The sequence below is a fragment of the Candidatus Angelobacter sp. genome (genome assembly GCA_035607015.1).
Classification (GTDB): Bacteria; Verrucomicrobiota; Verrucomicrobiia; order Limisphaerales; family AV2; genus AV2.
This window is the reverse complement of the sequence record DATNDF010000300.1, coordinates 1-4,687: the sequence shown is the minus strand read 5'-3', so window position 1 is coordinate 4,687 and position 4,687 is coordinate 1. Positions and strand designations below refer to the sequence as shown.

At 56.9% G+C, this 4,687-nt stretch carries 6 protein-coding genes; 5 read left to right on the top strand and 1 reads right to left on the bottom strand.

The features are described from left to right. The first annotated feature begins 823 nt into the window (after positions 1 to 823). The 4 genes from VN887_12015 (at position 824) to VN887_12000 (ending at position 3,091) form a co-directional block, all read left to right on the top strand. Positions 824 to 1,312, top strand: a complete 489-nt coding sequence (locus VN887_12015; GenBank protein HXT40729.1) for an SRPBCC domain-containing protein — start codon at positions 824 to 826, stop codon at positions 1,310 to 1,312. A 70-nt stretch (positions 1,313 to 1,382) separates the two neighbouring features. After that, on the top strand, positions 1,383 to 2,123 hold the full coding sequence (locus VN887_12010) for a BPL-N domain-containing protein (GenBank protein HXT40728.1): 741 nt from the start codon (positions 1,383 to 1,385) through the stop codon (positions 2,121 to 2,123). Between the two features lie 112 nt (positions 2,124 to 2,235). Further along, positions 2,236 to 2,586, top strand: a complete 351-nt coding sequence (locus tag VN887_12005; GenBank protein HXT40727.1) for a hypothetical protein — start codon at positions 2,236 to 2,238, stop codon at positions 2,584 to 2,586. Positions 2,587 to 2,773: 187 nt separating this feature from the next. Beyond that, positions 2,774 to 3,091 carry a hypothetical protein gene (locus tag VN887_12000; protein ID HXT40726.1) on the top strand — a complete coding sequence of 106 codons (318 nt, stop codon included), beginning with the start codon at positions 2,774 to 2,776 and terminating at the stop codon, positions 3,089 to 3,091. Positions 3,092 to 3,270: 179 nt separating this feature from the next. On the opposite strand, the gene VN887_11995 is transcribed toward VN887_12000, so the two are convergent. Further along, positions 3,271 to 3,486 carry a hypothetical protein gene (locus VN887_11995; GenBank protein ID HXT40725.1) on the bottom strand — a complete coding sequence of 72 codons (216 nt, stop codon included), beginning with the start codon at positions 3,484 to 3,486 and terminating at the stop codon, positions 3,271 to 3,273. Between VN887_11995 and VN887_11990 the strand changes: the two genes are divergently transcribed. Continuing rightward, a partial coding sequence (locus VN887_11990) for an alkaline phosphatase family protein (protein HXT40724.1) occupies positions 3,485 to 4,687 on the top strand: 1,203 nt, incomplete at its 3' end. The two genes, VN887_11995 and VN887_11990, sit on opposite strands and share 2 nt — an antisense overlap.

Sequence of the window (4,687 nt, the reverse complement as noted above, 5' to 3'; positions counted from 1 at the left end):
GTCCCGTGCGCCGGGTCGCTGAGCGTTAGGCCACAGTGAAGGCCCCATCTACCATTATTCTGTTGGCTCTGGCCTGTATCTCATTTCTCGTGAGTTCGATGCTTGCCACCGGATATTATCCCGCAGCGCTTCCCGTTGTCGGCCCGGACGGGGCAGTCATGCATGGGCCAGACGGTGCCGTACTCGTTCACCGAGACATGGCACGATATTATAGACTCATGATGCCGTCCTTCATTTCTCTGTCTTGTTGCGCATTTCTCCTGCTTTGGGTGTTTGTGCGGTTTGTGAGATACACCTATATGCGATGGAAGATTCGGACGCCGATGGCCTAACACCCATTAAGCCCGGGAGGTCAAGAGGCAAAAGAGTTCCGCGCGGAAAAGGTTCTTTTTCCGCAAACGTCTTCAGAACGGGAACTCCGGCTTGATTTCAGTTGGCAGCTCGGATGCGGAGCATCCGGCTAAACACCCATGCGGACTCGATCGAGCGGGGCAAAGTGCAAAGGGCCTCGCCCGGCTTTCCAGCGACGTGATCCAACGCCACGTCACGGTCCAGAAACTTTCGGCAGTGAACCCAGGGGCTGTCTATTCAAGATGAGGTTGGCTGTCCCGATCGGGTCTGCGAGCGATCCAGTCCACGCACATGGTTCATGCTTGAAGAAGACCGCCGGTCCGCGTAAACCGTTTCAACCATGTCGCAGTTTTCACACAGCCTCGCGCTGCAGCCAACGCCGGATGGCGCTGGCATGTCCGCATTCGCGGGCTACGCCACTGACCCGCCGTCGCTGAGCTGGTCGTAGACGCAGTATGACGCGCGAAACGAAATGAAAACCAAGACCCTCCAACAAACAGTCTCCTTCAAAGCCTCCCCCATGGAAGTCTACGAGATGATCATGGATTCCAAGAAGCATAGCTCACTTTCGGGCGAGCCCGCAAAAATCAGCAGAAAAGTCGGGGGCAAATTCACTGCGTGGGGGTCTCATCTCTCTGGCTTCAATTTGGTGTTGAAGCCCGGAGAGAAAATAGTTCAAGCGTGGCGCGCGACCGGTTGGTGGCCGGGTCACTATTCCATCGCCATATTTGACCTTAAGAAAGTGAAGAGCGGAACGAAGTTGAACTTTACCCAGATTGGTATTCCACCCCACCGTTACAGCGGACACTACCGCGGATGGATCGAGACATATTGGACACCAATGAATGAGATATTCGCAAGTGGAGCGATCAGCGGCAAAACCCGGTCAAGAGTCCGAGTTGACCGGGAAGAGCGAATCGCGCGTCAGGATTTCAGAAGGCGAATATCGGACGAAGCTTGAACCGGGGGAATCCACGATTGAAGAAGGAGGCCCAAACCAGCGTGATCCGGCCAGGCGTTGCTCGCATCTCGTGAAAATCCGAAGCATCCAATACATCTCGAGCGTCGCCGCGCTTTTTCTGACAGCCTGCACGCCACCGGCATCGAACGACCCTCCTCCAATCCTTCTGTTCAACGGAAGTGGAACGTCCCCCAATGATGTCAAGGCGGTCGAGGCCGTCCTGAAAGACAGCCGTCTCAAATATGTGACTGTGAATTCACAGCAGTTGAACGGCATGAGCGAGGCACAAATGATGGCCTATCGTCTGGTGATTGTTCCCGGTGGAAACTATATCACCATCGGCAACAGCCTGACGCCGGGCACAGCCACGAACATTCACAATGCCGTGCAGAGCGGATTGAACTACCTCGGAATCTGCGCGGGAGGGCTTCTGGCCGGAAATGCCACATCCAACAGTCCGAATCTGACGTCCGGCGTGCGGGTCGGCTTTTATGCGGAGGTAAATAGAGGCATCCACAAGGCCGCCGTGCCAATTACCGGTGTGGGCACGCCAGTTATTGAGCATTACTGGGAGGATGGGCCGCAGTTCACCGGCTGGGGCGCGGTGGTGGGTAAGTATCCCGATGGGACACCCGCGATCGTCGAAGGGACGTCCGGCAAGGGCTGGGTAATCCTCTGTGGTGTTCATCCTGAAGCTCCCGAAAATTGGCGACGCGGGATGACTTTCACCATGCCAGCAAGTGTCGCCAATGCCTACGCCGGAACGCTCATTGATGCGGCATTGCACGGAACGCGGCTTCCGCATTACTGATGGGCGTTTAAGTTCAGTGCATAGAGATGGATTCATCGAACGCATTCGCAGTATCGTCACAGCGGCTGCCAGGTCTGTGGCCCAGCTCTGTCCGTTGGCCGCCTCAATAATTATGAGCACATCAGTAAGAATGCTGATCGTAGCGGTGATCGCTTCGGTTATGGCCGTAGTCGGGATGGAGTTGATCGCATTGCGTGATGGAAATCATACCAACCTGGGCACTCTGAAGATTGTTATCCCGATCTCCATCTTCGTCTGGTTAGTGTTATCCCTCGTCCTGCGACAGCGTCCGGTGTTACTCGGGATCTATGTAGGATTCCTGTCTCCGTTTCTCGGCGGTATTCTGGCGATTCCACCTTACGGTCTGATCATGGTCCTTACTAACTTGGCGATTTGTATCGGGGTTGGCATCGTCACTGGCGTGTTGGTCGCCCTGGCTTTGCGTGGATGGGGTGACGCATGAGAGTGCCCTCCAAGGCGGCTAACCCTTCGCGAGGCTGTGTGTTTCCTTTCTTGTTTAATGAACAGTTCTTCGGAACTTCTAAGCAGGTGGACCGGTCCCGCATCCACGGGGCAACCCACGCTAGAAGTCAAACAGACGCCCGCCAATTCGTTCACAAGCCATAAGGTCTAGGCCACCTTCGACCTATATGAAAAACTACACCGACAAGGAACTTGCGGACTTCATGCTGGACATGCGGAAGCGCGGTGGCAGGACGCAATGGCGCTATATCCAGGCTGACCGATGGCGCTGGCTTTCGTTCATAGGGTTAATCGTTTTGCTACTTGTAGTCGGTGTGCTCATGAAGAGTTTGCTGTTTTGTGGTTTCGTAGTCGGGATGGTGTTCGGCATCTTTTCACGAGACGGTGTTTGGCTTCGTCAGCAGGGGGCTGCGTGGCCATTTTATGTCAAAACCACCGATTGGAGCAAAGTGGAGAAAATTGCAAATGGAGAGACGTTGGCCTAACCAATCGCGAGGCTGTGTGAAAACGTTTTGGGGTATTTGAGTGAGGAACGTTGGCAGGAGAAGATTTTCTGGTTTCGAGTTTTGGACTTTCAGTTCCCTTGATTCGTTCCCACGGTGTGCGGAGGCGTTACGGTCGCTGCCGTAAGCAGGAGAGGGGAAAAAGCCGCGGGCGCGGCCCTTCAACTGACCGTGGCCATCAGTTTCTCGAAGCTCACCAGGTTCAACACCCGTTTGAGATTGTAGATCAGCGTGATCAGGCGCGAGGGAAAGGGCGATGGAGTCGTTGTGGACATCCGGGCCGGGAGAAAGCCGGATCGCACCTCTCGATTTGTTTCAATTTTTTCGACCTTTTCGTTTGACCCGTGGCCGTTTGATTTGAAAACTCTCCGTCTCATGCGCGCCATCCTTTGCGCTTTTTTGCTCGGCGGCTTGTGGCCCGCCGCCGCGTTTGCCGCCGGCAAAGCCGAATATGTCGTCGTGGTGGTTTGGGACGGCATGCGTCCCGATTTCATCACGGAGCAGTACACGCCGACCCTGCACAAGCTGGCCGAAGGGGGCGTTTTTTTCCGGCACCACCATCCGGTTTACCTGAGCGCCACCGAGGTCAATGGCACGGCCATTTCCACCGGCTCCTATCCTGCGCACAGCGGCATCATGGCCAACAAAGAGTATCGCCCGCGCATCAATCCGTTGAGGCCCGTGGGCATGGAGTCGCTCGACACGGTCCGCGCGGATGACCGGTTGACACGCGGGCGCCACCTGAACCTGCCGACCATCGCCGAAATTCTGCAAGCCGCAGGTTTCAAGACGGCCGTCGCCGGCACCAAGGGAATCGCGCTGCTCCACGACCGCAAACAAAGAGACGAGCATTTTGATCCGGGGCGAATTCTTTTCACCGACAAAACGCTCCCGACCAACGTCTGGAGCCAATTGGTTCGGGAACTCGGGCCGTATCCGAAATACACCCAGCCCAACGCCGGTCGCGACGAATGGACCACGCGCGCGTTGACCGGCCCGTTCTGGAGCGGGGAACTTCCGAAGTTTTCCCTGCTGTGGTTGAGTGAGCCCGACTTTTCGCAGCACGACTTCGGCCCCGGTTCGGAGAAGGCCGTCGCGGCGCTGAAGAGCTCGGACAACAATCTTGCGCGCGTGTTGGGAGAATTGGACAGACGCGGTCTGCGGGACAAGACCGACGTTTTCGTGGTTTCCGATCACGGCTTCTCGACGATCATGCAGATTGCGGACGTGGCGAAGGCGTTGCGCGACGCGGGGTTCAAGGCGGCACGGGAATTCAAGGCGTCACCCGCGAAGGACGACATCCTGGTGGTGAGCAACGGCGGCGCAACGCTGCTGTATGTCGCCGGACATGATGCCGGTCTGATCCGGCGGATCGTCGAGCTTCTGCAACGCCAGGAATTCACCGGCGTTCTGTTCACGCGCAAGCCGGCAGAGGGCGCGTTCACGCTCGACCAGGCCCTGATCAACACGCCCAATGCGCCGGACATTGCGATTGCGCTGAGGTGGTCCGACGGCGTGAGTTCCAACGGCACGCCGGGACTGGTGTTCTGCGACGAGTCGGGCCGAAAGCCGGGCCAG